We start from the raw sequence: 26,647 nt of genomic DNA, 5'->3' as shown, positions 1-26,647 counted from the left end.
GGAAGGTAATAAGGGGAAGTTAGTTCGCTGGTTCGGAACCCAGTACCGCGCCGGAGAGGGAACCATCGCCCACTCGCACACGAATCTGTGATCCGGGGGGAGCCTGCTGGTAGCTGGTGACTACCTCAGCATCTGATCCATCGCGCGGCAGGACCTGGACGACAGAATAACCCCGAGCCAACGTTGCTGCCGGGCCCAAAGCACTGACCTGCGAACGCAGCGCTGAGACCCGTGAGGTTTCACGCTCTAGGTGTACCTGGATGTCACGGCGCATCAATTGCTGCAGTCGTGCAACTTCCTCACGCTGCAAGGTAATGGCGCGCATCGGATCTGCGAGCACCGGACGCGAACGCAGCTGCTCTAAGCCACGGCGCTCACGTTCGACCCACCCGCGTAGTGCTGCGGCCATACGCTGGCGTGACTCAGCGATCCGGTCGTATTCCAACGCAACATCGGGAACAACCCGCTTGGCAGCATCGGTAGGCGTAGCAGCGCGAACATCCGCCACATTGTCCAACACCGGATTATCTGGTTCATGCCCAATGGCAGAGACCACTGGAGTGTGCGCTGCCGCGACCGCGCGTTGCAATGCCTCCTCAGAAAAGGGGAGGAGATCTTCAACCGAGCCGCCGCCTCGGGCAATGATGATGACATCGATCTCTGGGTCGGCATCGAGAAGCTGCAAAGCATCAACGACCTGTGCGACGGTGCCTGTGCCTTGTACCGCTGTATTAATCACCCGAAACTGCACTGCTGGCCAGCGATCCTGCGACACCGCGAGGACATCGCGCTCCGCGGCTGAACCACGGCCGGTAATGAGGCCCACCTTTTTGGGAAGAAAAGGCAGCGGCTTTTTGCGTGCGGGGTCCGTTAACCCTTCAGCCGTGAGCTGCTTGCGCAGTGCCTCGATGCGCGCGAGTAGCTCACCAATGCCGACGTGGCGAATGTCTGTGGTCCACAGGCTGAAAGAACCGCGGCCGGCATAAAATGCTGGTTTGCCGTAGACCACCACGCGGTCGCCGTCTTTGAGTGGGGTCGGCAAATTGCGAACCAAATCTGTAGGACATGTCAACTGAACAGATTTTTGCTGCTCGATATCGCGCAGCGTCAGATAGGACAATTTCCACGTCGATTTGATGTTGATTTGGGTCAATTGGCCTTCGACCCATAAAAATCCGAGCTTCTCGATCCATCCCTTGACCTGGTCATTTACCTTCCCGACCGGCCATGGTGCCGCTGGGGAATTTACGGTTTGTGCCATGTGTGACCTCCCCGATTCTTGTGCGAACTGTCGTGCATGGCACCCAGTCTATTGTTTTAGCTGCAGCTGAGATAGTCTAGGGGCATGACTGAGGCAGGAAAGAATGTTCTCCTGGCGGCACCCCGCGGCTATTGTGCCGGTGTGGATCGTGCAGTTGAGACAGTTGAAAAGGCATTGGACAAATACGGCGCACCAATTTATGTGCGTAAGCAAATTGTTCACAACAAGTACGTTGTTGAGTCTCTGGCTAAGTGTGGAGTCATTTTCGTCGAAGAAGCCTCCGAGGCACCAGAAGGTGCGCACCTCGTATTTTCCGCACACGGCATTTCGCCCGCTGTGCGCCAAGAAGCAGAAGGCCGCAAGCAGCTGACCCTGGATGCAACGTGTCCATTGGTGACCAAAGTTCACCGTGAAGCAGTGCGCTTCGACCGCGATGGCTACCACATCCTTTTGGTTGGCCACGAAGGCCATGAAGAGGTAGAAGGCACCGCTGGTCACGCACCAGAGGTCACCCACCTCGTCGATGGCGTGGAAGGCGTAGAAAAGCTTCCCGGGTGGTTGCAGAATGAAAAGCTGGTCTGGTTGTCCCAGACGACCTTGTCGGTGGATGAGACCATTGAGATCGTCAACCTGTTGCGTAAGCGTTTCCCACATTTGGAAAACCCACCATCAGATGACATCTGCTACGCAACGCAGAACCGTCAAGAATCGGTCAAGGCTATTGCGCCGAAGTGCGACCTGATGATTGTCGTTGGTTCTACCAACTCTTCGAACTCGGTGCGCCTGGTTGAGGTAGCTCTAGATGCCGGCTCGAAGACTTCCTACCTAGTTGACTACGCATCAGAGATCCAAGAAGAGTGGCTCGATGGCGTTGAAACCGTCGGCGTCACCTGTGGTGCTTCCGTTCCAGAGCTTCTGGTACGCGAGGTCCTGGAATTCCTCGATGAGCGAGGCTACAACAACGTGGAGCAGGTAACCACCACGACGGAGACGATTCAGTTCTCCCTCCCGCGTGATCTGCGCCCACCACGCAATGCACCTCGCAATGCTGAGGCTCGTGCCTAAGCACCAGCTGTAGCGCAGACAAGCGCTCATAGTCAGCAGACAGCAAGCAGCCCCACCTCCCGAAGCTAGAGTTTGGGAAGTGGGGCTGCTTGCGTTTTGAGCTAGAGGCTAGTTGCCATAAAGGTCTTCATCCAAGGCCCGCGGTGCGCGCTTGCGACCGTCAGTGGCATCAGGACGAGGAGGCTGCGGCTGCGCCTTCGGCGTCTGCACCTTTGGCGCCTGCGGTGGCTGAGTAGCTTTGTCCACAGGGCGCATCTTTGCCTGCGGGCGTGGCTGCTGCGATTCATTGGCTGCTTGGGAGCGTTTCACTGTCTTGCGTACGTCGCCAGCGCGACGGCGCGGGTCGGGACGCAAGCGAGAATTACGATCTAAACCAGCGGCATTGACTGCGTTATCCGTGGCGGGCCGGGTTTCAAAGGACTGAGTGCGGCGTGCGCGTTCTTGGTTCTGCTGTGCTTCATTAACGCGACGTGCGGCACGCGAAGAGTTGCTGCTGCGGCTGGAAATATCTCCATGGCGGTAGTCGCGGCGCTGGCTTCCACGGCGTGACTCATCGGTGGCGCGCACGCGGCGAACCTCGCCGGCGGTGCCGCGACGAGAAGACGACCTCCGGGAAGAGGAAGCACGCGAAGAAGAGCTTGCAGACCCCCGGCGAGCGGACGGGCGAGCACCCGTGGCACCTGCTGCACCGGTAGCTCGGGCGGCACCTGCGTTGCCGGCTGCAGCTTCACCGGAGGTGGAGGTTGCTGAACCGCGACGAGCCACAGGCCGTGGCGCGCGAGCGTTATTTTTGCTGCGCTCTACTAACTCAGCAACAGATAGACGCTCCGTGGTCTTACGTGCACGCGAGGTGGTTTCGCTATTGCGGCGATTCGACTCTGCCATGCTCCGACGATTGACCAATTCCTTGGAGCTAATACTCGTGGCTTTTTGCTTAGCGCGGTACAAGCGGAACACGGCGATAATGACGCAAATAATCACCGTTATGGCCAGTTGCGGGAAGACTTCGAGCAGCGGATACGCCGAGGTCACCAGGATGGTGGTGGAAAAGAGCGGCGAGCCATCGGCAGCTGTGGCGCGCGAGACCAACCATGACGTAATAAAAATGGCGATGCTAAAAAGCAGAGGGATGGACGCGACAGTTAAAAATAAGCCGCGAACATGCACCATTGCGCTAGCTGCCACTGCACCGAGGATAAAGCAGATCAAAAAAGGCCAACTCACGCTTGCAGTGATGGTCGAAATAATCAGACCAGTTGCAAGGGCAGCCACAATGACAGCAATACTCGTCCACACGGGCAACGCGCCAAAGCCTTTTTCGGCGCGGCTACTTACTGGGTGTGATTGGGTATTGACATGGGACACGATGAGAGAGTCTACCTTGTCATTTCGCCAAAACCTTAACTGCCGGACCAATAATTACCGAAGAGATCACTTCCACCATCAGAATCGCCTGCCGCATGCCGAGGTTGCGTGTCATCTACCGAAGGTTCTTCCCTCTCAGAATCAGGCGTCGTACGTGGTGTTGCCTTGGCTGGGGCAGCAGTGACCGGTGAAAGATTGGTAGGGCGTTTATCCGTGCGCGTGGGGATGTCCATCTCCGATAGACGACGGGCCGTGACCATCACGCGTGAATCCATTGACGACAGCGTGGAGTTGAAGGCTTCGACCGCTTTTTCCAAGCTGCGACCGACTCGGTTGTAATGATCGCCCACCGTGTTAAGACGCGAATACAGCTCACTGCCCAAGCGCTGCACTTCCCGGGCCTTATCGGAAATATCTTCATGGCGCCAGCCCAAAGCGACGGTGCGTAATAGGGCGAAGAGAGTGGTTGGCGTGGCGATGACCACGTTGCGCTCAAATGCGAACTCTAAAAGCTCTGGGTCTACGCCTAAGGCCGCATCCAAGAAAGGATCCGCTGGAGTAAAGAGCACAACAAATTCTGGCGTCGGCGAAAATGCCTCAATGTAGTCCTTGTGGGACAGCTGCTGCACGTGCGTGCGCACCATATGCGCGTGTCGACGAAGATATGCCGCATGCTCTTCCGGATCGGACGTTTCCAGCGCATCCAAATATGCAGAAAAGGGCACCTTCGCATCCACCACGATGTGGCGATCCGCGGATAGATTAACAACGAGGTCAGGCCTGACGGCTTTATTACCCAGATAGGCGGTGACTTGCGATTCAAAATCGACGTGCTTGACCATTCCACCCAGCTCCACCACACGCTCGAGCTGAATTTCGCCCCAGCGACCGCGAACATTTGGAGAACGCAGCGCGGTGACCAACTGATCCGTGCGATCGGATAAGCGAGTGGAGGTCCGCGACATCGAATGCACCTGGCTGGATAGCTGCGCAAAAGCATTAACCCGCTCTGATTCAAGCTCTTGCAGCTGGGAGCCGAGCCGTTCCATGGCGCGCTCCAGTGGAACAATGGTTTGCGCCACTGACTGATTAACCGATTTATTAACCGACAACGCCAGCTCGGCCTGATCTGTGCTGCTGGACTGCTCCAAAGACTCAGCTCCCGCACCTTGGCGCGAATTGTACGCGGAAGTGCGAGAGCTATGTACAAACCAACCGAGGGCTGCGCCCAGCAGTAGGCCGATGAAAAGACCGACTAATAACAGCGTGATTGGCAGTGCAGAACTCATGTCCTTACTGTCTCACACGTATCAGACAGAGCTTTTAACCACGGTCCTTTGGATCGAGGATGTGTTCGAAAAAGTCGCGCGCTTGGGCAATCTTTCCCTTCGGCTGTTTGACGTCGGGATTAGGGTCCGCGTCGACATCGACAAGCTGCTCGAGAGCATCCCCAATGCCATCGTTTTGGACATCGGATAAAGCCGTCGGCACGGCCGGTGCCTGCACGTTATCCGGCAGCTCCGCGAGAAGCTTGCGACGATGTGCCCCTTGGGCCTCGTTGTAACGACCCGCGAGATAACCCGCGATGGTGGCAAATTCGATATCACTGGCCTTCTTCTCACCAGACTGCAGCTGCAACATGTCCTGGATATAACGGTAGAAGACCGCAATCATAGCTGCGGCAGGAACCGCGAGGAACGCGCCGATGAGGTTAAAGAGTGCACCACCAACGGTGACCGATACCAGCACAATAACTGGGTGCAAGTTCATGGCCTTGGACTGCAGCCATGGCGAAAGCACATTGCCTTCGAGCTGCTGGACAAGCAAGACCAAGCCTAAAACGATCAGTGCTTCGGTAAATCCAAGCGATACGAGCGCAATCAATACGGACAGCGCGCCGGCAACGATGGCACCGATGAGCGGGATAAATCCTGCCATAAAGGTAATGATGGCCAAAGCCATGGCCAGCGGTACGCCGACTGCATAGAGACCAGCACCAATAACGACTGCGTCAATCAAAGACACCAGTGCTTGGGCACGAATGTAGCCGCCCAAGGTATTCCAGCCGCGGGTCAAGGCCTCCGTCAGGTGCCAGCCAGCGCGACGGCTGGTGGCCTGGCGAATCCAGGGTAAGAATTTATGTCCGTCTTTGAGGAAGAAGAAGGTCATCACGGTCATGACGACCAAGGTGATCACGACGTTCGTAGCGGTGCCGACACCGGAAATAAACGAGCCGGCAATCGAGCCTGCCTGTTGCTGAATCCAGTTGGCGACCTCATCGACATAGCTTCCAATATCTGCGGCATTGAGATTTAGTGGAGGACCTTGTGCCCATAGCTGAAGCCGCTGGATGCCTTCGACCGCCTGTAGGTAAAGCGACTGTGATTGGCGGGCAAAGTCTGGCGCCACGAAGGAAAAGATTCCGCCGACGATGATGACAAACAGCAAAATACTGATGATCGAGGCAAGCGCCGAGGGGAACTTAAACTGGCGCAGCTTTGACGCGATGGGGGAGAGCACCGTGCAGACGATAAGCGAGAGCACCACCGGCAAAATTCCTTGCCAGAAGCTGCCGATGATTTCCCCGAGGAGATATAAAAAGAAACCAATGACAACTAAGCGAATAGCCCACAGCGATGCAGACTTAATCATCCCACCGGCTACCACCGTCCGGTCGACCTGGTCTCCCGGAGGATGAGGTGAGATCGCTTCGAGGCGCTCCACATCAGTGGAATGGTCAAACTTGCCGCTGAGCTGTAACTTCTCCAGCTCTTGCGCGGTCATTTCTTGAGCCAGGGCAGTCTGCTCTGCCTCTGGGTGATGATCTTGGTGATCATCGCTTCGGTTTTGGCTCATGGAGTGTTCACCACCGCCCTGCTCTGGTGTTTGAGAATCATTTGAACTCACGGTTCTATATTGCACTAAAAGCCGACTATTTAGGCTACAAGCCGCCCATTCTGCCACACCCGCATTGGTGTGCGTTAGGATGATCCGCGTGAGTCTTACACTTGGAATTGTCGGTTTGCCCAACGTTGGCAAGTCCACTTTGTTTAATGCCCTGACCCGTTCGGATATTTTGGCCGCGAATTACCCCTTCGCAACTATTGAGCCAAACGTCGGATTGGTGGAACTTCCCGATCCCCGCTTGGGCCGTCTGGCTGAGATTTTCGGCTCGGAGCGCATCTTGCCGGCGACGGTATCTTTCGTCGATATCGCCGGTATCGTCAAGGGTGCATCGGAAGGCGAAGGCATGGGCAATGCCTTCCTTTCTAATATCCGCGAAGCCGATGCCATCTGTCAGGTTGTGCGCGCCTTCTCCGATGACAATGTCATCCACGTTGATGGCGCGGTCAACCCAACCGCAGATATCTCCGTTATTAATACGGAGCTGATCTTGGCGGACTTGCAGACGATTGAAAAGGCCTTGCCTCGTCTGGAAAAGGATGCGAAGAAAAACAAGGACTTAGTCGAGCAGGTGGAAGAAACCAAGAAGGCGCAGGCTGTCTTGGAAGACGACCGCACGTTGTTTGCTGCGGCCAAGTCTGGCGAGATTGATTTAGCACTCGTGCGCGATCTTCACCTGATGACCGCGAAGCCTTTCCTTTATGTCTTCAACTCGGATGAAGAAATTTTGACGGATGAGGCGAAAAAGGATGAATTGCGTGCACTCGTTGCGCCTGCCGATGCAGTCTTCCTCGACGCTCAAACTGAAACCGAGCTGCTTGAGCTCGATGCCGATGAGGCCTTGGAACTTCTGGAATCAGTAGGTCAGACTGAACCTGGCTTGCAGACCTTAGCCACGGCTGGTTTCAAGACCCTCGGCCTGCAGACCTACCTGACCGCAGGGCCAAAGGAATCCCGCGCGTGGACGATTAAGCAAGGCTCCACCGCGCCTCAAGCTGCCGGTGTTATTCACACAGACTTTGAAAAGGGCTTCATCAAGGCCGAAATCGTGTCCTTTGAAGACCTCGACGCCGCCGGCTCCATGGCTGAAGCCCGCTCCGCCGGCAAGGTCCGCCAAGAAGGCAAGGAATACATCATGGCCGATGGCGACGTGGTGGAGTTCAAGTTTAACGTCTAGCGTTAATGACGGTGTCCGTTATATACTGTTCTCGTGATCAGATCGTTCGGCAGTAAGGACACCGAGCGCATCTGGCATGAGCAGTACGTCAAGCGCGTTGACAGGACAGTGCAGCGGGCGACCTTGCGGAAGCTCGAGCTGATTCATGCGGCGAAGGATGTCGAGGACCTCAGGATCCCGCCAGGCAACCGTCTGGAGAGATGGAGGTGCAGAAGTTGTCGAACTCGTCGACTACCACTGAGACCGATCTGATCGAACCGATTCACCCGGGGGAGATCCTGATGGAGGACTTCATCGACGGCTTCGGGATCACGCAGAACAAGCTCGCCGTGTCCATCGGGGTGCCGCCGCGGCGCATCAACGAGATCGTTCACGGCAAGAGAGGGATCACGGCGGACACTGCGATCCGTCTGGCGCGCTACTTCGGCACGTCCGAGGAGTTCTGGATGAACCTGCAGTCGAACTACGAGCTGCGGATCGAGCGTCGTGTGCTGCGTGACAAGGTCGCTGCGATCACGCCTCTCGAAGTCGCGTGAGCGATTCGAGAGCCGGATGAGACATCTGCTGTCCGTGCGGAGCTCCGGGGTCCGGGGATGCCTTGGCAGGAGGGCTGCGCGAGGCAATCACGACGGCGGACGTCGTGATCACCGACGGACCGGGCCTGCACGTTGAGGCTCTGGCCTCCTACCGAGTGACAGCACGGCTTCTGGATCTAGCACCTCCGGGAGTCCAGTTCGCTCCTTGTCCACCGTTCGTCCGCGGGCGCGAGGTCAGTGCAGGGGCCATCGAGCATCCAGGGTTCGTGGGTTACGAGTTCAAACGGCATCTGAAATCGGTGCAGCAAGCTGTGATGGCACTCGGGCTCCAGCGGTAGGAATTTGGACAGTGGGCATGGACTCGGATCCGATCGGTGCAGTCACGGGACACTCGGAGCATACCGGTGCTCCAGCCGTACGCGATGACGGTCCTACGTGCCGGAACTCGGTGGAGTTCAAGTGCAATGTGTAGAAGCGTTTAGCTAGTATTAACGTTCGTGGGACAGAATGCGGTCCTGAAAATGTGGAAATAGTTGATTACCACTGGGGATACCATGACTGAAAAGCTATACGCTCCAATTCATCCGGGTGAGGTCGTCCTGGAGGACTTCATTAACGGCTTTGAAATCACCCAAAACAAGTTGGCTGTATCGATTGGCGTTCCTCCGCGCCGCATAAATGAGATCGTCCACGGCAAACGCGGTATAACTGCAGACACAGCATTGCGCCTGGGAAAGTACTTTGGAGTAGAACCGCAGTTTTGGCTTAATCTCCAGTCGCATTATGAACTTGAAGAAGCGCAAGAACGTGCGGCGGAGCAGATAGCGTCGATCGAACCGCTGCAGACGCCATAGGTTGTGTGCGCACGCTTGAAATTTGCGGACTGCGGGATCTGACCCATCGATTAGCCTATTGCGACGCCGTCGTTGTGTCAGTATTCTGATTTTTAGCAGCACATGCTGCTTTACGCACTTCCAGGCGCCGAAGCCTGAATCATCGCGGAGAGGACCGAATTTCTCGGGACATGTCTGGATGGGGTGTGGCGCATTATCGCGCCAACTTCAACCGCACGATGCATAGCATCAGCTATGGAAAGGACATGGCATGGCATCGAAAGATGAGAAGAACCTCGCTGCAGTATTGAAAAAGATCGACTCGATGGCGGAACCGGAACGCTCTCTTGTGCAGCGCACCCACGAAGTCATCATGGATGCTGCACCGGAGCTAAAACCCAGAATCTGGTACGGGATGCCAGCGTATGCGTTATCCGCGAGCACACCCGCACTGATTACTCTGCGTAATGATGAGCGAGTTAATCTAGCGTTCACTGAAAAAGTTGAGCTTGTCCCGGCTGGTGGAAACGATGGAATGTTAATGCCTGCTGCGTGGTTCTTCGATTCCATTGACGAAGCCACCGAGAAGCGCATCGCGGAAATCATCCGAAGGGCTATTTCTTAATCTAAGCCCCAACTGCGGGAGCCGTCAGTGCCTCGGGGCCGGTAACTCTCACGCGGTAGAGACATAGTTCTGCATTGTCGAATTATCCTAGCTGTGATTCGCGTCGATGGCTCGGCAGCTGCGTGAAGACCAAGTAGATAGACTGGGCTCACGTATCAACTGTGAGCCTTTGGAGGGTTGCCATGTCTGCCTCGATTCCTCGAGTATTGTTGCTAGGTTTTGGTGCAATTGGTCGCCAGTTAGTGTCACTTTTTGACCCAGGTGAATTTGAAGTCAGTGCGTTCGTTCGAGATATATCCCCGCATCTGGCACGGGGAGCACTCGGTGTTTCACTCCATGATGACAACCTCACGAATCTCATCGATAGTCATGACATTGTCGTGGAATGCGCCGGTGTTCCCGCGGCGCAGGAGTTCGGATCGGCAGTTGTTTCACGCGGCAAAGACTTGGTGCTGACATCAGTAGGCGCATTGGCTGACCCTGATTCGCGCCGGGCTTTATTATCAGGCCCAGGCAAGGTGCACGTCACATCTGGTGCGATCGGCGGGTTCGATTTGTGGGCTGCCTTAGCTGAGTCGAATGCCGTGGACACCGTCAAGATTCGCACCAGCAAGGACGCGAAGGCCCTAGTCCAAGACTGGATGAATGATGAGGAACGCGCTGAATTAGAAGAAGCGACGGAGCCTTTTGTTCTCTTTAGCGGTCGACCCAGCGATGCAATTAAGAAATTCCCCGGCAACGTCAACGTATCCGTCGCTCTAGCCTGGGCAACGCGAGGCAGGGGAGCCAGCGATGATGAGCTGCTGCAGCGATCGCTTGAGCGCGTCTTTGTAGAACTCGTCGCGGCGCCAAACTTAAAGGACACCCGACATGACATCGAGGTCACTGGTTCCGCTGGGGCTTTTACCCTGGGCAGCGAATCGGTACCCAGTCCGGTGAATCCGAGAACCTCAGCTATCACTGCTTTGTCGGTAGCCCACACGTTAAGGCACGCACTCCAAACGTCGTCACCAAAATCGGATAAGAAGTAAAACCCCAGCCCTTTCGCCATTTTTCGGTTAGGCTCGTGGCAGATACAAGAAGTCTTATTGAATGGTTCTAAGGAGTCTGACCATGAGTTTCAATGTTTATCTGTCGGGTGAGATCCACACGGATTGGCGTGAAGAGATCCAGCGCGGTGCAGAAGCGGCAGGCCTGGACGTAACCTGCACCGCGCCGGTTACAGATCACCCAGCTAGTGACGCGGCGGGTGACCATCTTGGTGAAAATAGTGATTCTTTCTGGCGCGACCACCAATCGGCCAAGATCAATGCCATCCGCACCCGCACCTTGATTGAAAAGGCAGATTTTGTGGTCGTGCGCTTTGGTGAGCAGTACAAGCAGTGGAATGCGGCATTCGACGCCGGCTATTGCGCGGCGTTGGGCAAGCCCTATGTCACTTTGCACGATGAAGATCTCGTGCACCCGCTCAAAGAGGTCGACGCCGAGGCGCAAGGGTGGTGCAAGACGACGGAGCAGGTCGTCGAAACCTTGCGGTATGTATTAAAGGCTTAGCTTTCGCTTGACGATGCTTCGCTGGCAACTCGGCGCTGACGTGCGCATTTCCTGCTACGATGGCGCGCTGAGCAGAACTTTTGAAACTGAAAAGAAATAGGAGAGTTTCGTGGAACTGAGCAAGGACAAGGGCAATAAGTTTGTCGAAGATACCCAGTCGCCAGAAGGCGCTGCGGCGTGGAAGAAGCAGTTGGATGAGTTCGCGCCGGGCTCGTCGGATTGGGTTGTAGAGGCAGTCTTCGGTGGTACTTACCAGCGCGAAGGAATTGAATTGCGTGACCGTCAGATGCTGAACATGGCGGCACTCGCGGCCATGGGTGGGGTAGAACCGCAGCTGACCGGCCACATCAAGACCGCTGTTGATATCGCAGGCATGAGCAAGGAAGAAGTGGCCGAGTGCTTCGTTCACTTGATGCCTTATATTGGCGTGCCAAAGACCCTGGCCGCCATGCGTTGCATGAAGGCAGCTTTTGAAGGCTAAGGCGCATGGCCTCACCCGATAATATCCTGCTGCATCTTCCGGAAAAGGAAGAGCAGCAGGTCCGTGCGCTATTTGCGCAATTGGCCGAACGCGGATTTCCCGTCCAAAATCAGACACCGCACATCACGGTGACCTTCTCACCGCAGATGGCGGAGCAAGTAACAGCGCGTGCTGCGAAGTTACTTCCTGCGGTTATTCCTGCTCAGTTTCGTCGGGTAGGAACGGTCGTATTTGGCACCAAGCGCAAACAAACCGTGGCCTGGTTGCTTGAAACCGATGAGGAAGTTGAAGCTGCGGCCCGCGAGATTAGCAGTATCAACCCAGATGGCCGCGGCAAGCGGTGGATTCCACATCTGACCGTGGGGTTACGCCTCCCGCGGGAAATAGTGCCGGACTATATCAGGGCGCTGGATGAATTAACCTCGCCGCATTTGAAGGAACTTACCGCTGAGCGGGCCGCATTATGGAAACCACGGATCCAGGAACTAACTGTCCTTGCAGGAGAAGAGGGCAGCTAAGTCAATACCTTAGATTCGGACACAAGGCAGGGGTCTAGATTCTTTAATAACGTGTTCCTCAAAGGATTACTGGAAATCCTATTTGCGAGAAAACACAATGGGTTCGCGTTGACATCAAGTTAGATGAGCAAGAGCCAGTAAACAAACGGCAAAAGAATCGCTGAGAACCTCCTAGACTAGGCGTTATATAAGGCCAAAGATTAGACGAGGGGAGCTGGAGGAAAAGCCATGAAGGTACTAATTGTTCACGCCCACCCTGGCAAAGATTCTTTTAATGCTGCGATGAAGGATCAAGCAGTTCAAACCTTGACCGCCGACGGCCACGACGTCCAGGTCAGTGATCTTTATGCAATGGGGTTTGATTCTGTGCCTTCGGCTGCAGATTTTACCGCGCCGCTGGATACCAGTGACTCGTTGACAATTGACCTGGAGCAGGAATACCAATTCGCGCAAGGTGAATTTTCCGCGGACATCGTTGCTGAGCAAGAAAAAGTCATGTGGTGTGACTTGATGATCTTCCAGTTCCCCATATGGTGGTTTTCTATTCCAGCAATTCTCAAAGCCTGGGTGGAGCGAGTGATGGCGCGCGGCTTCGCTTATGGTGGCGGGCGCAAACACGCCAAGGGAGTATTCCTTGGCAGAAAAGCGATGGTTAGCTGCACTACGGGTACGGCGGCGTCGACGTACGCGGAAGATGGCATCGAAGGCCATATCCAAAACCTGCTGTGGCCTGTCACCAATGGTGTTTTCCACTACATGGGCTTTGAGCCTTTGCCGTCGTTTGTCGCATTCGCCCCGCGCAATCTTTCAGGCGAGCAACGCCAAGAAATTCTTCAGGCGTATGCCGAGCGGCTGTCGACTCTTGATTCGACCCAGCCACTATTTATGCATCCGCGGGAAGATTATGGCGCCAATCAACGGCTGCTTCCTGACGTCGAGCCGAAAAGTGGTTTTCAATGGCATGACTTTGAAAATACAGAAGTCCCGCCGATTTCAGATGAGCAGACGTATTTGAGATAGACGAGGGAGCATCGACAAGCGAGCATCGAAAAGCGCTGTGCTCGAACCTGAAATCCTGCGAATTGACTATTTTGCGACCCTAATCCGAGTACCTTTAAGATATGTCACCTCGCAAGCTACGTCCTCAGCGCCCGTTATGGCAGCGGTTGTTGCCGGGCGTGGTGGTGATGCGCGATTACCAACGTGGCTGGCTCAAAGGCGATGTCATCGCGGGCATTACCGTGGCTGCTTATCTGGTTCCGCAGGTGATGGCTTTTGCCAGCATCGTTGGGCTGCCAGCCGTCGTCGGTCTGTGGGCGGTCCTCGCGCCGATGGCTGTCTATTTTTTCCTGGGCACCTCTCGGAAGATGTCGATTGGCCCGGAATCCACCACGGTATTGATGTCTGCTGCGGGGATTAGCGCGCTAGTCGGTGCTGCAGGTGGGCCGGAACAAATAGCTGAAGTTGCAGCAATCATGTCGATTGCTGTCGGGCTAGTGTGTCTGGTGGGCTATATCGCGCGCCTAGGGTTTCTCACCAGATTATTGTCGCGACCAGTACTGGTTGGGTATCTCATTGGAATCGCGGTGCTGATGATTATCAGCCAGCTGTCTGAAATGACCAAGATTGATACCGAGGGTGAGCAGGCCTGGCAGGAACTTGTGTCATTTTTCCAGCAGGTTACTGAGGCGCATATCCCTACGCTGCTGATGGCCGTAGTCGTGCTGGTGCTGTTGTATGTTGCGCATTGGGTGGCACCGAAATTTCCCGCTCCACTCTTGGTGCTTTTATTGGCCGCCGGGGCAGTGGCCGTATTCCATTTGGATCGCTTCGGCCTCGTGGTCATCGGTGAAGTACCGCGCGGTTTACCCGCGCCCCGGCTCCCGGACCTGAGTGATCTCGATATCTGGGCATTATTACCTTATGCGGTGGGTATTGCGATCGTGGGATTTTCCGACAATATCTTAACTGCCCGGGCCTTTGCGTCCAGCAAAGACGATCCCATCGATGCCAATCAAGAGCTTCTGGCTTTAGGTACTGCCAATTTCGCCAATGGCTTTTTCCAGGGTTTTCCTGTCTCTACCAGTGGTTCGCGTACCGTGTTAGGAAATACGGTGGGGGCGAAAACCCAAGTGCACTCTTTGGTGGTCATCGCCATTGTGATTATGGTTTTGCTCTTTGCCGGACCGATTTTGGAATCATTCCCGGAAGCTGCCCTTGGAGCATTAGTGACCTATGCAGCCACGCAGCTGATTGACGTGGCCGAGCTCAAACGCATTGCACGTTTTCGTACCAGTGAGCTTTTCATTACGGCGGTTACAGCACTATCGGTCACGATTTTCGGTGTGCTGGTGGGCATTGGGGTCGCTATCGCTTTGTCGATTTTGGATCTCATTCGCCGCATTACCAGCCCCTACGCTGATGTCTTGGGCTATGCCCCAGGAGTAGCGGGCATGCATAGCCTTGATGATTATCCAGATTCCCAACCGGTCGAAGGCCTAGTGGTCTTTCGCTATGACTCACCGATATTTTTCGCTAATGCCGATGATTTTTCGGCGCGTGCGATGCAAGCTATCGATGTATCTCCGCAGCCTATCCGGTGGTTCTTGCTCAATGCCGAAGCCAATACCGAAATGGATCTCACCGCAGTTGATGCTCTCGATGACCTGCGCGCAGAGCTAAAGAATCGCGGAATTAGGTTTGCGATGGCGAGGGTGAAACAAAACCTGCAACGAAGTCTTGCTCCCACTGGCTTTATCGAAGCCATGGGGGAGGAGTATGTGTTTGCCACACTGCCGACAGCGGTGCGGGCCTATGCCCGTGAATTTCAGCAGCAGTGTAATAGGATCCCTGAAGGAATACCGGATTTTATCCTCGACAAATAGCTAGCCAGTACAGTCGAAAGGCTAGGATGCGGTGCTGGTTGTGCACTGTTGAAAAAACGAACGTGAAAGTACAAATAATGGCTGTGGAGAAAAAGACCGAAATCATTGATGGATACACCATCAAATACCACGCGAACGGGAAAACGCGGTGGTCCAAAGGAAAAGTGGTAGACGGTGAGCCCTCAGGATATTGGGAGTGGTACCGACTCGACGGCACCTTAAAACGCTCCGGTCATTTTGAGGCTGGCGAGCCGGTTGGAGAGTGGATCACATATGACCAACAAGGCGAGGTTTATAAAGTCACCAACCGTGGTGGGAAGTCCACTGGGGCGTAGACACAGTTAATCCTGTTTGTTATTGCGCGGGTGCAGGTGGGCTTTTTCCCCCTCATGATCAAAGATGGTGAGAATTTCCGCAGGCCCTAAGTGTGCTTCTAATAGATGTGGGGTCATCGTGGAAAACTCTACGGCTTGTCCCGGGGTAACCATGATGGTTCTGGTTCCTAGCGTAAGACGAATGACACCGCTCAGCACCGTGAACCATTCTGAACCTGGGTGGACTGCAGGCTCAAGTTCGTCGCGGTCTTCCGTAATACGCATTTTTCCGATGGTGACACCACGGCGATCCCGTTCCCGTGAGAGTAGCCAGAAGGTGACTCCGCCGAGCGATTCTGGCTCAGGCCGGATAACTACATCGTCATTGCCTTCTGGTTCAACAAGTTGATCAAGGGATGTCCCGAGTGCTTGCGCAATGGTGACCAGTAGATCAAGTGAGATTCGCTGGCGTCCGGTTTCAATCCTGCTCAACGTCGACGTCGATATTTCGCAACGTCGTGCCAGGGTATCGAGGCTCCAATTGCGAGCCAAACGTAGTCCGCGGATACGCTGCCGGACAATGAGCTCGGTGTCTTTTTGCGTCATATGCAAAAGTGTATGCGCTTTAAGGGAGGAATGTTTTATTCTCGACAACATGACACATCAACATCACCACAATCATGAGCCATGGGAGCAGCTTCCTTCCGGCTTTGCTGAGTTCTTAGAATTAGAAGCTCGCCTGAGCTCCCCAGTTACGACGACGGCGATAGATCTTGCTGCGTCCGCGCTCGATAGCACACCTTCACGCATCGTTGAGCTGGGCTCTGGCACCGGAGATAACGTAATAGCCTTAGCGCAGCGGTTTCCACATGCAGATGTCCACGCCGTGGATATCTCTTCGGAGTTACTCGACACGGTGTCCGTTGCAGCTACGCAGGCGGGCGTCAGGGAACGAGTCCGGCTGCACCAGGCGGATCTCAATGACGAGCTTCAAGAAAATCTGCCCACCGGGGTTGATCTGATGTGGGCATCATTAACCTTGCATCACATCAACAATCCTGCGGCAGCATTAAAAAGTGCCTTCGACGCACTTCGGCCCGGTGGGATATTGGTCGTGATTGAAATGACCGGCGAATCTTTCTTTGTCCCCGCAGGTGAGCAGGCTCATGAGGTTAGACACCAGGCTTCTGCGCCGGCGATCCACCACCAGGTTGACTGGAGCTCGCTGCTTGACTACGCAGGCTTTGACGTTATCGAGCAGCAAGTACAAGATTTTGTTGCGTCACCAGAGACAGCTGACGGTGCACAATATGTAGCCAAACAGCTGCAGGCCGCAGGTGAGAAAAACGATGATTGGAATGCGCCGGCAGGTGCGAACGAGGAAACTGCGCACCTGGAGTTTCGTTCCGGGCGCAGAATCTTGATTGCCCAGCGCCCGCATTCCGAACCAGAAAAGGAACAAGCTGAGAAACTCGAGGTCGACGTGGCAGTCATCGGTGGCGGGGCAGCGGGCCTTGCGGCAGCGGTGACGCTGGGCCGTTCCCGACGCGAAGTCGTGGTGATTGACGATGGGCATCCACGCAATGCACCGGCTCACGCTGCGCATAATGTCTTGGGTAACGAGGGAATTTCTCCGCATAAACTCTTAGCCACAGGGCGTGAGGAAGCCGCATCCTATGGCGTGCAGTTCATCAAGGGGAAAGTATCGGGCATTAGTGGTGAACCAGACGCCTTCCAGCTGACTATCGCGGGTACGAAGCAACAGGTACACGCGCGTCGCATCGTTCTCGCGACGGGTTTGATTGATGAGCTGCCAGATATTCCTGGCGTCCAAGAAGGCTGGGGAGACACGGTGTTGCACTGTCCGTTCTGCCACGGTTGGGAAGTACGCGATCAGAAGATCGCGGTTTTAGCCTGCGGCGAATTAGCTATCCACCAAGTCATTCTTTTTCGCCAGCTCAGCGATGATGTCACGGTATTTTTACACGATGCTCCGCAACCATCGGATGAGGTTGTCGAGCAACTCGACGCCCTCAACGTGCGGCTCGTGCATGGACGGGTGCGCAAGCTCGTTATGGAAGGGACACAAGTCCGCTCGGTGCAGTTGGAGAGCACAGAGCTTTTCGATGCCGATGCGGTCGCCGTTGCTCCACGGTTCAATGCTCGAACTGAACTGTATGAAGCTGTGGGCGGACAGGCCGAGGAAACACCCTTCGGTCAACAGATCCCTACCAATCCGCAAGGGATGACTCCCGTGCCTGGAGTGTGGGCAATAGGCAATGCGGCCCAGGCGATGGCCATGGTCGTTGCTTCCGCAGCGTCAGGAGTTACCACCGGCGCGGCAGTTCATGGTGATTTGGCAGTAGCAGATCTCAACAAGGCGGTTCTTTCACGACGGAAAGAGTAATCGCTCGGTGTTAGGATGGGGATCTATTCCACTTCTGCTGCTGCAGCTAAGACTCGGATCGCGCAGCGGCGCACCTACGAGGAGCTGACATGAGCGCTGACTTACACACCGATTCTGCGGCTGAGGGCTCGCTAGCCCAGGCTTTTACCGCGGAACATCACGATATTGATGCCGGAATTGAGCAGTACCTCGCCGATAAAAGCACAGATGATCCGGTACAGCGTGCCCAACCTTTAGTTACTGCGCTCCAGGCTCTGCGTCGTCACATCTATTTGGAAGAAGAAATCGTATTTCCACACCTGCCCAAAGGTGCGTTGATGATGCCAATGATGGTCATGCGTAAAGAGCACGGTGAGTTGTGGCAACGCATGGATGCTCTGGAGGAAACACTGCGCAGTCCTTCCAGTGACCACAGCGGGGTGGAGCAAGCTTGCACGGAGATTCTTACCTTGCTGGATCGACACAATATGAAAGAAGAACCGGTCATCTATCCACACATGGATGCGGATCTGAGCGAATCTGAGCAAGAGAAGGTTCGCGATCTTCTTGAGGGCGGTGAAATGCCCGCGGGCTGGGTCTGTGAAGCGCTACGGTAGAAAATAACCAGGTTTAAGGAGTAAAGCCATGAGTAAAACATTTTCTGTGGGAGACCATGTTCGCTGGAATTCTGAAGCCGGTGAAGTCTCCGGAACCATCGTTAAAAAGCACACCTCTGATACCGAATACAAAGGCCATATGCGCCGGTGCAGCCCGGAAGATCCACAGTATGAAATCAAGAGCGATAAAACCGATCATGTAGCCATGCACAAGGGCGACGCGCTGACCAAGATTTCTAAAGGCTCCGGGAAATGAGCCAGAAACCCCAGATCTGGACCATTGGCCACTGGACTTGTCCCATTCCAGTGTTTTTGGAGCCCTTGGATGATCACGATATCGACATGCTTGTCGATGTCCGCGCTCATCCCGGATCCCGCCGCAATCCCCAGTTTGGTTCCGATGAGATGAAAAAGTGGTTGCCAGATAACGGCATTGGCTATCAACTATTCCCCAAGCTCGGTGGCCGCAGGCGTAAGCAAGACGTGCCACCGGAGATTAATGCTGGCTGGAATAACGACAGCTTCAAAAATTATGCCGACTACACCTTGACTGAGGAATACCACGAAGGCATCGCTGAGCTAAAAGAACTTGCAACTTCTCATCGCGTTGCGATCATGTGCGGCGAACCAATGCCGTGGCGGTGTCACCGCCTTTTGATCTCGAATACCCTCACTGCGCAGGGCTGGAGCGTTGAGCATCTTATTGCCGGTCAAAAGCCCAAGAAATACGAGCTAGGGCAATGGGGTGCAACGCCCACTGTCGATGACGACGGGCAAGTAACTTACCCCGCGGAGTAAACCTCGGGTAGCTAAACCTTCGCGCTACTCGCTTCTTTCATCATCCGCAGCAGGGAAGTAATGCTCGAGTGATGATGTGGCGAGAGGCGTAGTTAGTTTCAGCGTTGTCTCAGATAGAAGTCGGCTGCGTTATCCCAGAACACGGCTGGTAGCTCTTCAGGCCTGACGGTTTCGGCGATGAGGTCGAAATCTTCATTCTGGAAGGGCCGGCGGGCGCGCGTTGAAGGCAGATCGGTGCCGACCATTAGTGCGGTGGGGTCGACATCTAGGATGGCGCGCATGGTGCGGGCCGGGTCGAGGTCGACTCGACCAAAGCCCGTGGCTTTCACTTTGACCCCCTTTTCAACCAGGCGTAGGAGAGTGTTGAGACCGTCTTCGTGCATACCGAGATGATCGATGCTTGCTGCGGGAAGACGGGCTATGCGATAGATGAGATCGTCATCAATAGTGCGCGCGTCGATGTAGAGCTCCGCATGCCAACCGACAAGGTCGTAGACGCGCCGGGCTAAGGTTTCTAAATCGGCAAGTGCAGCTGCGCCGCCCCGGGCGATGTTGAAACGAAGGGCGCGTACGCCGGCATCGTGAAGCTGCACAATGCGCTGGTCAGTGGTGTCATTCGGAATCTGTGCCACGCCCACGAATCCGGGGCCTAATTGCTTTAAAGCGCTCATGAGATATTCCTGATGGAATCCCTGAAAAGAGCCCGCAACGACTGCGCCGCCGAAGATATGAAGTCCTTTAACCCGGTGCTGATAGTCGGACACCGCAAAAGGATCCGGGACATAGCCATTATTTTCTACCAGCGGAAAATGCGGGTCAATGATGTGCAGGTGCGAGTCGAAGACAGGTTGGGGCACGCTATACTCTTTCGGCGGAGTGATTTTCTAAAGCCGGGCTAACAGTTCTTTCCACAAGGGTCGCCAATACTCGATAGCCTCAGCGGAATCGAGCTTGGAATGTTCCACAGCGAGGGAAGATTTACCCTGCGGTTTATCGCCGATGGTTACGCTGACCCGGGTGCCATCGACAAGCTTGATGCGCCAGTAGCGCCACTTGTTAGTCGAAGAAGTAGAAGCCGAACCTTCGATTTCTACGCCGTTGAACTCCCTGCGGTCACCGATTTCATCAAGCCACGCCTGCAGGGCAGTGTCTTTGTCGCCTGCGAAAGTCTTAGAGACAGAGAACTTAAAATCGCCGTCGCTGGATTGACCGGGCTGCCGCAACCCAGCCTGCTGCTCGAAAGCCACCGCCACTCCCTGCGCCCACCACTCTTTGTTATCCGTGGCATCTGGCATGAGATTCAATGCCTTCTGCGCAATTTCGGTATGGTTCATCGTTCGTGCACCGGTGTCTTCTAACTGGGAAAACCATTTATCCCATGCGCGTCCGGTGGCCTGCGCAATGGCGGCAGTATTGGTGGGCTTGACCATGCGGTCCATCCTAACCAGCTAGGGGCAGGTTAGCGCAGATTCGTGAAAAATTAGTCCATTTGCAACACCGTTCGCAGCTCTGCGAAGAGCTCCGGACGGATGGAATGGATGACCGTTCGGCCTTGTTGTGAGCGCTCGAGAAGTCCTGCCTCAGTAAGTTTGCGCAGGTGATGCGACACCGTAGGTTGACTAAGCCCGACGCTTTCGGTGATGTCGTTTACGGTCGCTGGGCCGCAGCCTTTGGTCGCTAATTGCGAAAGGATCTGCAATCGGGCTGGTTCAGCGAGGACTTTAAATAGCGAGGCATAGCGTATCGACTCATCCGGGGAGAGCGGACCGGAACCTAATGAGCAGCACTCGGACAGGTTGGTAAGCGGCAGCATCTGTGGAACAGTCATGGCTTCAGCATATATTGACGGCCATCAATGCGAAACGTACTCTATCATATTGATAGGTGTCGATATAAGAAAGTGTGCCTGATTAATGACTGAGTCCCAGCAACTTACTGCCGTGAAAGCAGACACCTCACAACCCGGGCGGATGTCGTTTCTCGACAGATTTTTGGGCGTGTGGATTCTTCTTGCCATGGCTTGCGGTTTAGCATTTGGCCGCTCGATCCCTGGGTTGGGAGAGTTCCTTGGGTCGATGGAAATCGGCGGAATTTCCATTCCGATTGCGGTGGGGCTGCTAGTGATGATGTACCCGCCACTGGCAAAAGTTCGATATGACAAGACCCGGGAGATTGCAGCTGACAAGCGTCTGATGACGGTGTCGCTGTTGCTGAATTGGATTGTGGGGCCAGCAGTCATGTTTGCGCTCGCGTGGATCTTCCTTCCAGACCAGCCGGAGCTTCGCACGGGACTCATCATCGTAGGCTTAGCGCGCTGTATCGCGATGGTCTTAGTCTGGTCCGATCTATCCTGCGCTGACCGTGAGGCCACCGCGGTGCTGGTAGCTATTAACTCGGTCTTCCAAGTGCTGATGTTTGGCGTGCTCGGCTGGTTTTATCTGCAGCTACTTCCATCCTGGCTGGGCTTGGAAACCACCTCAGCAGAATTCTCGTTCTGGACAATCGTGAGTTCCGTGTTGGTATTTTTAGGCATTCCTTTGCTCGCGGGATTGCTTTCACGCATCATTGGCGAAAAGGCAAAGGGGCAACAGTGGTATGAAAATAAATTCCTACCAACAATCTCCCCGCTTTCCTTGATTGGCCTGCTGTACACCATCGTCCTGCTTTTCGCCCTGCAAGGAAATCAGATCGTGCAGCAGCCCTTAGCCGTGGTTCGATTGGCCGTGCCGTTGTTTATTTACTTCATCGGGATGTTCTTTATTTCTTTGTTCACCACTCGCGCAACGGGCATGAATTATGCCCAGTCGGCGTCAGTATCTTTCACCGCCGCAGGTAATAATTTCGAGCTCGCTATCGCGGTTTCCATCGCCACCTTCGGGGTGACCTCCGGCCAAGCATTAGCCGGCACGATTGGTCCACTCATCGAGGTTCCAGTGCTGGTTGGTCTTGTCTACGTCATGCTGTGGTTAGGCCCGAAGCTCTTTCCCGCAGATCCCACGGTGCCCACCACATCTCACAAGGAGAAAGTGTCATCATGAGTACCATCCCAAAGGTTTTATTCGTGTGCGTAGGCAACGGTGGCAAGTCCCAGATGGCGGCCGCGCTCGCGAAACAGCAAGGAGGAGATAGGGTCGAGATCTATTCTGCGGGCACTAATCCCGGGACGAAACTTAACCCACAATCGGTGGCTTCTATCGCAGAAGTCGGCGCGGATATGTCCGATGGGAAGCCGACAAGTGTAGACCCGCAGCTGCTGACTGGAGTGGACCGCACCATTATTATTGGTGATGCGGCACAGCTCGAGTTACCTGCCGATGCCCGCGGCACCCTTGAGCGGTGGAGCACCGATGAGCCTTCTGTCCGGGGCATTGAAGGAATGGAACGCATGCGACTTATTCGAGAGGACATCAATATCCGGGTGCGGGCATTGCTCAACGAGCTGGGTATTTAGGTGCGATCACCGGCGCAGTAGAGCATGATAGAAGCCATGAGTGTGGAAGTGTCGAAGCAGGTGCAACAAACAAGTAGCTCTCAATCCCGCCGTGGCAGGGGAGCAAGCCCTCGGTCGCCGGAAGAAAAAACGGCCCGGCGAGGAACGCTGCTTATTGCCTACGGGCACACCACCGTGGATTTCACACAAGGCGCCATTGCGGCGCTGATGCCATTTCTGGTGCTGCAGGGCGGGTATAGCTACTCCGGCGCAGCGGGTATCATGCTGACCTTCTCCTTAGTGTCCTCCATTATCCAGCCGGTGCTGGGTATCATGGGGGACAGGTGGCGGATGCGCTGGCTCATTCCCGTTAGCGTCCTGCTTTCAGGTGTCGGCATCGCAGTAATTGGGCTGGTGGATTCCTACTGGGTGGTGGCAGCACTTGCTTCCGCGGCCGGTATTGGTGTGGCAGCCTTCCACCCGGCCAGTGCCAGTCGAGCGCGCGAAGTTAGCGGCGGCGACCACGTGCTGATGTCGTGGTACTCGTTGGGCGGAAACTTTGGCTTTGCGCTCGGACCACTGGTTGTAGCGATTACCGTTGGCATCTTTGGCCTGCAAGCGACACCGCTGCTCATTATTCCCGCGCTCACCGGTACTGCGGCAGTGCTAGTCCTTAACAAATACGGCGCTGCCGCGCCGGTGAAAAAGGGCGGTGTCAACGAAGACCGTCGCGATGATTGGGTGTCTTTTGGACGCATGTCGATTGCGATTATTTGCCGTTCGATTGTCTTTGTCGGCATCGGAACCTTCATCGTGCTGTTTATGCACGAATACCGCGGGGTACAAGAAGATCTGGCCAATGCCTCGTTGTTTATCTTCTACATCATGGGCGCATTTGGCACGGCCGTGGGCGGATATTTGGCGCGGCGCTGGCAGCGTACCGCAATTTTGCGGTGGTCGTACTTGCTGTCGATTCCTTTGTTGGCCGGCATGTTTCTTATCCCTGGTCCTATTGCGTGGGTATTTATTATCCTCGTGGCGCTCACGCTCTATGTGCCTTTTTCCTTGCAAGTAACCCTCGGCCAAGACTATTTGCCGCAGCATATGAGCACTGCTAGTGGTGTGACGTTGGGCCTGGCAGTCTCCGTGGGCGGTATTGCAACGCCACTAATTGGTGCATTAGCAGATCGGGTTGGCTTGGAATATGCACTACTGCCACTGATTGCCTTGCCCGCGGTAGCCTGCATCGCTCTGTTGGGCCTCAAAGACCCCACCATCCGCAAGACCACCACGGTCGCTGCCAGCAGTAAATAGCTAGCTTCCCAGCTCGCCGGTCAGCCGTGAGTGGAAAGCCGTGGTGAATTCATTCATGCCCACAAACTCCACGCGCTTGTCGTGCTCGCGGTATTTGGTCTGAATCGTATCCAGCGCAGCCACCGTCGAGGCATCCCAAATATGGGATTTGCTGAGATCAATAATGATGCGATCCGGGTCGGCGGTGTATTCAAAAAGTGTGGTCAGGTCATTGCTGGAGGCAAAAAGCAGTTGGCCTTCGACGGTGTAGTAGGCAACCTTCTCGCCGTCTTGGTCCTTTACCTCGCGGCGTACATCAATAAGGTGCGCTACTCGGCGCACAAACATCACGCTGGCAGCAAAGACACCCACGACAACACCGATAGCCAGGTTGGACGTTGCTACGACCACAGCGACGGTAATGAGCATGATGGCGGTCTCGCTCTTCGGCATGCGCTTGAGCGTGGATGGCTTAATAGAGTGCCAATCAAAGGTGCCGACGGAGACCATGACCATGATGGCTACCAAGGCTGCCATCGGAATAATGGCTACTAGATCGCCTAAGACCACGATGAGGATGAGCAAGAATGTACCCGCCAAGAAGGTGGAAATGCGCGTGCGCGCACCCGAGACCTTGACGTTAATCATGGTCTGACCAATCATCGCGCAGCCACCCATGCCACCGAATAGCCCAGAGGCAATATTGGCGATTCCCTGGCCCCAGCTCTCCCTCGTCTTATTGGAGTGGGTGTCGGTGACTTCATCGACAAGCTTTGCGGTCATCAACGATTCCATGAGTCCTACCAGCGCCATCGCCAGGGCATAGGGCGCGATGATGGACAGCGTATCCATATTCCACGGCACATCCGGGATAAATAGCGTGGGCAGGCTGCGCGGCAATTCTCCCTTATCGCCAACCGTCGGGGCATTAATGGCAAAGACTGCCGCAATAGCAGTAATCACCACGATCGATACCAGCGGGGCGGGTACGGCCTTGGTCAGCTTCGGGAAGAAAATCAGGATGAGCAGGCCGAGAACAAAGAGTGGGTAAACGGCGAACGGGACATCGAAAAGCTCAGGCAATTGAGCCATAAAAATTAAAATGGCCAGCGAGTTCACAAAGCCCACCATGACGCTGCGCGGGATAAAGCGCATGAGCTTAGCGACGCCCAACACCGCCAAGACGATCTGCAGCAGGCCGGCCAACAAGACGGTGGCAATGAGGTAGTCTAGGCCATATTCACGGACTACTGGTGCCACCACGAGTGCGACGGCACCGGTTGCGGCAGAAATCATGGCAGGGCGGCCGCCAACCACAGCGATGGTCATCGCCATGATGAAAGAAGAAAACAGGCCTACCTTTGGATCCACACCGGCGATGATGGAAAAAGAAATCGCTTCCGGAATCAAAGCGAGCGCCACCACCAGGCCAGCGAGAATTTCCCGAATCAGAATTTTCGGGGTCTTTAACGCTGTGAGCACCGAGGGCTCAGGCCGGTACCGATCTTTGTCATGTGTAGGGGAAGTGACAGTGGTCATGAAAGTAGAACACTCCAAAAGTAACGCAGAATTCCTGCAGAAATGGATACGAACTCAAATAAGTAGGCGCTATGTGCCGCGCCGGCGGCTGCGTGACTGCGCGATTGTGCAGACACGTGAAGCGGCTAAGAAAATAAGGGAGTAGCTTCTTGCCGCTCATGCTGCCTTTGTGCAGGCAGATACTGCAGGCAGATACGCAGACTTACTGTAATGGAGTCATAGGCTTATGGCGAACTGGCTGGGGCGCAATTGCGTGCTATCCCGAGGGCTACTGGGAAGCACCAATTTCAACGCATAAAACACCAGCGATAATCAGCATGATGCCGAAGCACATAAAAAGTGTCAGGGGTTCTTTGAAAAGGAAGCGGCTGATAATAGCAGCGAGTGCCACTCCCGCGGCCGCCCAGATGCCATACGCCACCCCAAGGCCCATTCCGGAGCTCAGCGTTAAGCTGAGCATGGTAAATGCCACAAGATAGCCGATAGCCACTCCGATGTACCAGACCTTTTTATTTATGGTCAGGCGCAAAGAGACAGTACCGAAGGTTTCAAATAGGATGGCTCCGGTGAGATATAACCAGCTCACGCAACCACCTTTTCTTCCAGTTTCGCTTTCGCAGCTTGTGAACCTAGTTCGACGCAGAGCACGCCGGCGATAATGATCATGATGCCCAGGAGCATGATCCCGTTTAGCGGCTCATTAAAAAGTACGTTGGACATAACTGCGGTGAGTGCGACGCCACTGGCACCCCATATTCCATAGGCAACACCTAAGGGCATCCCCGCGCGCAAGACCGCAGCCAAAAAGGTAAAAGCTGCGAGAAAACCGATAACTACGGGGATATAAAATAATGAGTTATTCAACGACGCCTTCAGCGATAGTGAGCCACTAACCTCACATAAAATCGCACCGGCGAGATATACCCATTGCTTTGCTTGATTGGGCAATATTGTCCTCCCTTACAGAACTTGAACCATTGAGTAATCCCAGTGCGAAGTCTAAGAAAATCTCAGATCCGCCGGGGGAGAAATATCTTGATGTAGAAGCCTTGTTGAGCCTGTTGAT

31 protein-coding genes are annotated in these 26,647 nt (G+C 54.9%); 20 read left to right on the top strand and 11 right to left on the bottom strand.

The genetic code is table 11. The annotated features are described in order from the left end of the window. Positions 1 to 19 precede the first annotated feature (19 nt). On the bottom strand, positions 20 to 1,261 hold the full coding sequence (gene xseA / locus CAMM_RS08860; RefSeq protein ID WP_003846265.1) for an exodeoxyribonuclease VII large subunit: 1,242 nt from the start codon (positions 1,259 to 1,261) through the stop codon (positions 20 to 22). An 84-nt stretch (positions 1,262 to 1,345) separates the two neighbouring features. On the opposite strand from xseA, the gene CAMM_RS08855 reads away from it, so the two are divergent. Next, positions 1,346 to 2,326: a 4-hydroxy-3-methylbut-2-enyl diphosphate reductase gene (locus CAMM_RS08855; protein WP_003846263.1), complete on the top strand. Its 981-nt coding sequence runs from the start codon at positions 1,346 to 1,348 to the stop codon at positions 2,324 to 2,326. Positions 2,327 to 2,434: 108 nt separating this feature from the next. Here the strand turns inward: CAMM_RS08855 and CAMM_RS08850 are convergent, their stop codons facing one another. The 3 genes from CAMM_RS08850 to CAMM_RS08840 are packed head-to-tail and all read right to left on the bottom strand — an operon-like array spanning position 2,435 to position 6,475. Beyond that, positions 2,435 to 3,691: an MFS transporter gene (locus tag CAMM_RS08850; RefSeq protein ID WP_003846261.1), complete on the bottom strand. Its 1,257-nt coding sequence runs from the start codon at positions 3,689 to 3,691 to the stop codon at positions 2,435 to 2,437. 35 nt (positions 3,692 to 3,726) lie between these two features. Beyond that, positions 3,727 to 4,980 (bottom strand): DNA recombination protein RmuC, encoded by a 1,254-nt coding sequence (locus CAMM_RS08845; protein ID WP_003846260.1) that lies wholly within the window; start codon positions 4,978 to 4,980, stop codon positions 3,727 to 3,729. Positions 4,981 to 5,014: 34 nt separating this feature from the next. After that, the gene (locus CAMM_RS08840; RefSeq protein WP_040354943.1) at positions 5,015 to 6,475 is read right to left on the bottom strand and encodes an AI-2E family transporter; all 1,461 of its coding nucleotides are present in this window, start codon (positions 6,473 to 6,475) and stop codon (positions 5,015 to 5,017) included. Between the two features lie 211 nt (positions 6,476 to 6,686). On the opposite strand from CAMM_RS08840, the gene ychF reads away from it, so the two are divergent. The 12 genes from ychF to CAMM_RS08775 all read left to right on the top strand — a co-directional run bounded on the left by ychF (position 6,687) and on the right by CAMM_RS08775 (position 15,539). Beyond that, entirely contained in the window at positions 6,687 to 7,772 is a 1,086-nt protein-coding gene (gene ychF, locus CAMM_RS08835) for a redox-regulated ATPase YchF (RefSeq protein WP_040354941.1), read from the top strand. Between the two features lie 33 nt (positions 7,773 to 7,805). After that, on the top strand, positions 7,806 to 8,024 hold the full coding sequence (locus CAMM_RS13235; protein ID WP_373871625.1) for a type II toxin-antitoxin system RelE/ParE family toxin: 219 nt from the start codon (positions 7,806 to 7,808) through the stop codon (positions 8,022 to 8,024). Continuing rightward, positions 7,973 to 8,308 carry a HigA family addiction module antitoxin gene (locus CAMM_RS08825; RefSeq protein WP_003846254.1) on the top strand — a complete coding sequence of 112 codons (336 nt, stop codon included), beginning with the start codon at positions 7,973 to 7,975 and terminating at the stop codon, positions 8,306 to 8,308. Before CAMM_RS13235 ends, CAMM_RS08825 begins: the two co-directional genes overlap by 52 nt. Positions 8,309 to 8,862: 554 nt before the next feature. Continuing rightward, the gene (locus CAMM_RS08815) at positions 8,863 to 9,162 is read left to right on the top strand and encodes a HigA family addiction module antitoxin (RefSeq protein ID WP_003846250.1); all 300 of its coding nucleotides are present in this window, start codon (positions 8,863 to 8,865) and stop codon (positions 9,160 to 9,162) included. 250 nt (positions 9,163 to 9,412) lie between these two features. Next, entirely contained in the window at positions 9,413 to 9,766 is a 354-nt protein-coding gene (locus tag CAMM_RS08810; protein ID WP_003846247.1) for a DUF1801 domain-containing protein, read from the top strand. Positions 9,767 to 9,948: 182 nt separating this feature from the next. Continuing rightward, the gene (locus CAMM_RS08805) at positions 9,949 to 10,797 is read left to right on the top strand and encodes an aspartate dehydrogenase domain-containing protein (RefSeq protein WP_003846245.1); all 849 of its coding nucleotides are present in this window, start codon (positions 9,949 to 9,951) and stop codon (positions 10,795 to 10,797) included. An 82-nt stretch (positions 10,798 to 10,879) separates the two neighbouring features. Next, positions 10,880 to 11,320 (top strand): YtoQ family protein, encoded by a 441-nt coding sequence (locus tag CAMM_RS08800; protein WP_040354858.1) that lies wholly within the window; start codon positions 10,880 to 10,882, stop codon positions 11,318 to 11,320. A gap of 109 nt (positions 11,321 to 11,429) precedes the next feature. After that, positions 11,430 to 11,801: a carboxymuconolactone decarboxylase family protein gene (locus CAMM_RS08795; RefSeq protein WP_003846241.1), complete on the top strand. Its 372-nt coding sequence runs from the start codon at positions 11,430 to 11,432 to the stop codon at positions 11,799 to 11,801. 5 nt (positions 11,802 to 11,806) lie between these two features. Next, positions 11,807 to 12,319: a 2'-5' RNA ligase family protein gene (locus CAMM_RS08790; RefSeq protein WP_003846239.1), complete on the top strand. Its 513-nt coding sequence runs from the start codon at positions 11,807 to 11,809 to the stop codon at positions 12,317 to 12,319. A 228-nt stretch (positions 12,320 to 12,547) separates the two neighbouring features. Then, complete coding sequence (locus tag CAMM_RS08785; protein WP_003846237.1) at positions 12,548 to 13,339, top strand: NAD(P)H-dependent oxidoreductase; 792 nt, start codon at positions 12,548 to 12,550, stop codon at positions 13,337 to 13,339. Positions 13,340 to 13,506: 167 nt separating this feature from the next. Further along, on the top strand, positions 13,507 to 15,204 hold the full coding sequence (locus tag CAMM_RS08780) for a SulP family inorganic anion transporter (protein WP_003846236.1): 1,698 nt from the start codon (positions 13,507 to 13,509) through the stop codon (positions 15,202 to 15,204). A 77-nt stretch (positions 15,205 to 15,281) separates the two neighbouring features. Further along, complete coding sequence (locus CAMM_RS08775; RefSeq protein WP_147581070.1) at positions 15,282 to 15,539, top strand: toxin-antitoxin system YwqK family antitoxin; 258 nt, start codon at positions 15,282 to 15,284, stop codon at positions 15,537 to 15,539. Between the two features lie 6 nt (positions 15,540 to 15,545). Here CAMM_RS08775 and CAMM_RS08770 read toward each other — a convergent pair whose 3' ends face one another. Beyond that, positions 15,546 to 16,124 (bottom strand): helix-turn-helix domain-containing protein, encoded by a 579-nt coding sequence (locus tag CAMM_RS08770; protein WP_003846232.1) that lies wholly within the window; start codon positions 16,122 to 16,124, stop codon positions 15,546 to 15,548. Between the two features lie 49 nt (positions 16,125 to 16,173). Between CAMM_RS08770 and CAMM_RS13185 the strand changes: the two genes are divergently transcribed. From CAMM_RS13185 to CAMM_RS08745, 4 genes are all read left to right on the top strand, one after another. Then, positions 16,174 to 17,925 carry an FAD-dependent oxidoreductase gene (locus CAMM_RS13185; RefSeq protein ID WP_003846230.1) on the top strand — a complete coding sequence of 584 codons (1,752 nt, stop codon included), beginning with the start codon at positions 16,174 to 16,176 and terminating at the stop codon, positions 17,923 to 17,925. A gap of 89 nt (positions 17,926 to 18,014) precedes the next feature. Continuing rightward, positions 18,015 to 18,521, top strand: coding sequence for a hemerythrin domain-containing protein (locus CAMM_RS08755; protein ID WP_003846228.1), 507 nt, complete (start codon positions 18,015 to 18,017; stop codon positions 18,519 to 18,521). A gap of 28 nt (positions 18,522 to 18,549) precedes the next feature. After that, complete coding sequence (locus CAMM_RS08750; protein ID WP_003846227.1) at positions 18,550 to 18,777, top strand: hypervirulence associated TUDOR domain-containing protein; 228 nt, start codon at positions 18,550 to 18,552, stop codon at positions 18,775 to 18,777. Then, positions 18,774 to 19,319, top strand: coding sequence for a DUF488 domain-containing protein (locus CAMM_RS08745; protein ID WP_003846225.1), 546 nt, complete (start codon positions 18,774 to 18,776; stop codon positions 19,317 to 19,319). Before CAMM_RS08750 ends, CAMM_RS08745 begins: the two co-directional genes overlap by 4 nt. A gap of 98 nt (positions 19,320 to 19,417) precedes the next feature. On the opposite strand, the gene CAMM_RS08740 is transcribed toward CAMM_RS08745, so the two are convergent. Genes CAMM_RS08740 through CAMM_RS08730 form a run of 3 tightly spaced genes read right to left on the bottom strand, consistent with a single transcriptional unit; the run spans position 19,418 to position 21,147 of the window. Next, positions 19,418 to 20,176 carry an amidohydrolase family protein gene (locus CAMM_RS08740; protein ID WP_040354856.1) on the bottom strand — a complete coding sequence of 253 codons (759 nt, stop codon included), beginning with the start codon at positions 20,174 to 20,176 and terminating at the stop codon, positions 19,418 to 19,420. Positions 20,177 to 20,203: 27 nt separating this feature from the next. Continuing rightward, complete coding sequence (locus CAMM_RS08735; protein ID WP_040354854.1) at positions 20,204 to 20,749, bottom strand: hypothetical protein; 546 nt, start codon at positions 20,747 to 20,749, stop codon at positions 20,204 to 20,206. A 50-nt stretch (positions 20,750 to 20,799) separates the two neighbouring features. After that, positions 20,800 to 21,147 (bottom strand): ArsR/SmtB family transcription factor, encoded by a 348-nt coding sequence (locus CAMM_RS08730; RefSeq protein ID WP_003846217.1) that lies wholly within the window; start codon positions 21,145 to 21,147, stop codon positions 20,800 to 20,802. Between the two features lie 85 nt (positions 21,148 to 21,232). Here CAMM_RS08730 and arsB point away from each other — a divergent pair, with 85 nt between their 5' ends. Genes arsB through CAMM_RS08715 form a run of 3 tightly spaced genes read left to right on the top strand, consistent with a single transcriptional unit; the run spans position 21,233 to position 24,063 of the window. Next, positions 21,233 to 22,357, top strand: coding sequence for an ACR3 family arsenite efflux transporter (gene arsB / locus CAMM_RS08725; RefSeq protein WP_003846216.1), 1,125 nt, complete (start codon positions 21,233 to 21,235; stop codon positions 22,355 to 22,357). Continuing rightward, the gene (locus tag CAMM_RS08720) at positions 22,354 to 22,770 is read left to right on the top strand and encodes an arsenate-mycothiol transferase ArsC (RefSeq protein WP_003846214.1); all 417 of its coding nucleotides are present in this window, start codon (positions 22,354 to 22,356) and stop codon (positions 22,768 to 22,770) included. Before arsB ends, CAMM_RS08720 begins: the two co-directional genes overlap by 4 nt. Before the next feature lie 36 nt (positions 22,771 to 22,806). After that, entirely contained in the window at positions 22,807 to 24,063 is a 1,257-nt protein-coding gene (locus CAMM_RS08715; protein ID WP_147581069.1) for an MFS transporter, read from the top strand. On the opposite strand, the gene CAMM_RS08710 is transcribed toward CAMM_RS08715, so the two are convergent. The 3 genes from CAMM_RS08710 to CAMM_RS08700 all read right to left on the bottom strand — a co-directional run bounded on the left by CAMM_RS08710 (position 24,064) and on the right by CAMM_RS08700 (position 26,529). Then, the gene (locus CAMM_RS08710; protein ID WP_003846210.1) at positions 24,064 to 25,581 is read right to left on the bottom strand and encodes a SulP family inorganic anion transporter; all 1,518 of its coding nucleotides are present in this window, start codon (positions 25,579 to 25,581) and stop codon (positions 24,064 to 24,066) included. It abuts the gene before it with no gap. Between the two features lie 268 nt (positions 25,582 to 25,849). Continuing rightward, on the bottom strand, positions 25,850 to 26,167 hold the full coding sequence (locus CAMM_RS08705) for a DMT family transporter (protein ID WP_003846208.1): 318 nt from the start codon (positions 26,165 to 26,167) through the stop codon (positions 25,850 to 25,852). Beyond that, the gene (locus CAMM_RS08700; protein ID WP_003846206.1) at positions 26,164 to 26,529 is read right to left on the bottom strand and encodes a DMT family transporter; all 366 of its coding nucleotides are present in this window, start codon (positions 26,527 to 26,529) and stop codon (positions 26,164 to 26,166) included. Before CAMM_RS08700 ends, CAMM_RS08705 begins: the two co-directional genes overlap by 4 nt. Between the last annotated feature and the right edge of the window lie 118 nt (positions 26,530 to 26,647).

Origin of the sequence: Corynebacterium ammoniagenes DSM 20306, from assembly GCF_001941425.1 — a bacterium.
GTDB classification, from domain to species: Bacteria; Actinomycetota; Actinomycetes; order Mycobacteriales; family Mycobacteriaceae; genus Corynebacterium; species Corynebacterium ammoniagenes.
Note: the sequence above shows the minus strand (reverse complement) of the source record. Positions and strands in the feature narration are given on the sequence as shown.

What these genes read in the sequence shown, in the direction of transcription:
- CAMM_RS08790 (WP_003846239.1), top strand. Translation starts at nt 11,807, where the DNA reads ATGGCCTCACCCGATAATATCCTGCTGCATCTTCCGGAAAAGGAAGAG.
- CAMM_RS08800 (WP_040354858.1), top strand. Translation starts at nt 10,880, where the DNA reads ATGAGTTTCAATGTTTATCTGTCGGGTGAGATCCACACGGATTGGCGT.
- CAMM_RS08750 (WP_003846227.1), top strand. Translation starts at nt 18,550, where the DNA reads ATGAGTAAAACATTTTCTGTGGGAGACCATGTTCGCTGGAATTCTGAA.
- CAMM_RS08770 (WP_003846232.1), bottom strand. Translation starts at nt 16,124, where the DNA reads ATGACGCAAAAAGACACCGAGCTCATTGTCCGGCAGCGTATCCGCGGA.
- CAMM_RS08825 (WP_003846254.1), top strand. Translation starts at nt 7,973, where the DNA reads ATGGAGGTGCAGAAGTTGTCGAACTCGTCGACTACCACTGAGACCGAT.
- CAMM_RS08810 (WP_003846247.1), top strand. Translation starts at nt 9,413, where the DNA reads ATGGCATCGAAAGATGAGAAGAACCTCGCTGCAGTATTGAAAAAGATC.
- CAMM_RS13185 (WP_003846230.1), top strand. Translation starts at nt 16,174, where the DNA reads ATGACACATCAACATCACCACAATCATGAGCCATGGGAGCAGCTTCCT.
- CAMM_RS08780 (WP_003846236.1), top strand. Translation starts at nt 13,507, where the DNA reads ATGCGCGATTACCAACGTGGCTGGCTCAAAGGCGATGTCATCGCGGGC.
- arsB (WP_003846216.1), top strand. Translation starts at nt 21,233, where the DNA reads ATGACTGAGTCCCAGCAACTTACTGCCGTGAAAGCAGACACCTCACAA.
- CAMM_RS08745 (WP_003846225.1), top strand. Translation starts at nt 18,774, where the DNA reads ATGAGCCAGAAACCCCAGATCTGGACCATTGGCCACTGGACTTGTCCC.
- CAMM_RS08855 (WP_003846263.1), top strand. Translation starts at nt 1,346, where the DNA reads ATGACTGAGGCAGGAAAGAATGTTCTCCTGGCGGCACCCCGCGGCTAT.
- CAMM_RS08755 (WP_003846228.1), top strand. Translation starts at nt 18,015, where the DNA reads ATGAGCGCTGACTTACACACCGATTCTGCGGCTGAGGGCTCGCTAGCC.
- CAMM_RS08715 (WP_147581069.1), top strand. Translation starts at nt 22,807, where the DNA reads ATGAGTGTGGAAGTGTCGAAGCAGGTGCAACAAACAAGTAGCTCTCAA.
- CAMM_RS08735 (WP_040354854.1), bottom strand. Translation starts at nt 20,749, where the DNA reads ATGGTCAAGCCCACCAATACTGCCGCCATTGCGCAGGCCACCGGACGC.
- CAMM_RS08840 (WP_040354943.1), bottom strand. Translation starts at nt 6,475, where the DNA reads ATGACCGCGCAAGAGCTGGAGAAGTTACAGCTCAGCGGCAAGTTTGAC.
- CAMM_RS08730 (WP_003846217.1), bottom strand. Translation starts at nt 21,147, where the DNA reads ATGACTGTTCCACAGATGCTGCCGCTTACCAACCTGTCCGAGTGCTGC.
- CAMM_RS08845 (WP_003846260.1), bottom strand. Translation starts at nt 4,980, where the DNA reads ATGAGTTCTGCACTGCCAATCACGCTGTTATTAGTCGGTCTTTTCATC.
- xseA (WP_003846265.1), bottom strand. Translation starts at nt 1,261, where the DNA reads ATGGCACAAACCGTAAATTCCCCAGCGGCACCATGGCCGGTCGGGAAG.
- CAMM_RS08720 (WP_003846214.1), top strand. Translation starts at nt 22,354, where the DNA reads ATGAGTACCATCCCAAAGGTTTTATTCGTGTGCGTAGGCAACGGTGGC.
- CAMM_RS08815 (WP_003846250.1), top strand. Translation starts at nt 8,863, where the DNA reads ATGACTGAAAAGCTATACGCTCCAATTCATCCGGGTGAGGTCGTCCTG.
- CAMM_RS08775 (WP_147581070.1), top strand. Translation starts at nt 15,282, where the DNA reads ATGGCTGTGGAGAAAAAGACCGAAATCATTGATGGATACACCATCAAA.
- CAMM_RS08805 (WP_003846245.1), top strand. Translation starts at nt 9,949, where the DNA reads ATGTCTGCCTCGATTCCTCGAGTATTGTTGCTAGGTTTTGGTGCAATT.
- CAMM_RS08785 (WP_003846237.1), top strand. Translation starts at nt 12,548, where the DNA reads ATGAAGGTACTAATTGTTCACGCCCACCCTGGCAAAGATTCTTTTAAT.
- CAMM_RS08710 (WP_003846210.1), bottom strand. Translation starts at nt 25,581, where the DNA reads ATGACCACTGTCACTTCCCCTACACATGACAAAGATCGGTACCGGCCT.